Source organism: Salinivibrio costicola subsp. alcaliphilus, from assembly GCF_001996185.1.
In the GTDB taxonomy this organism is placed as follows: domain Bacteria; phylum Pseudomonadota; class Gammaproteobacteria; order Enterobacterales; family Vibrionaceae; genus Salinivibrio; species Salinivibrio costicola.
In genome coordinates this window covers 1-245 of record NZ_MUFR01000218.1, presented here as the reverse complement: position 1 = coordinate 245, position 245 = coordinate 1, and the positions used below count along the sequence as shown (strand labels likewise).

At 47.3% G+C, this 245-nt stretch carries 1 rRNA gene; it reads left to right on the top strand.

From position 1 onward, the window contains the following. Positions 1 to 184: 184 nt before the first annotated feature. Positions 185 to 245: ribosomal RNA gene (rrf, locus tag BZJ21_RS15930) — 5S ribosomal RNA — on the top strand; the annotation flags it as partial.

Genomic DNA, 245 nt, shown 5'->3' with positions numbered 1-245 from the left:
TAGGCAGGGTGTGTAAGCGCTGTGAGGCGTTGAGCTAACCTGTACTAATTGCCCGTGCGGCTTAACCATACAACACCCAAGAGGTTTTGGGTTGGACTCAAAATAAAGCCAGTTGATTGTGGCGAGAACGAACAGCTTTCTAGATTCGTGTTTTGACTGAAAAGTGAAGACACACCAAATTTTGCTTGGCGACCATAGCGCTTTGGACCCACCTGATTCCATGCCGAACTCAGTAGTGAAACGAA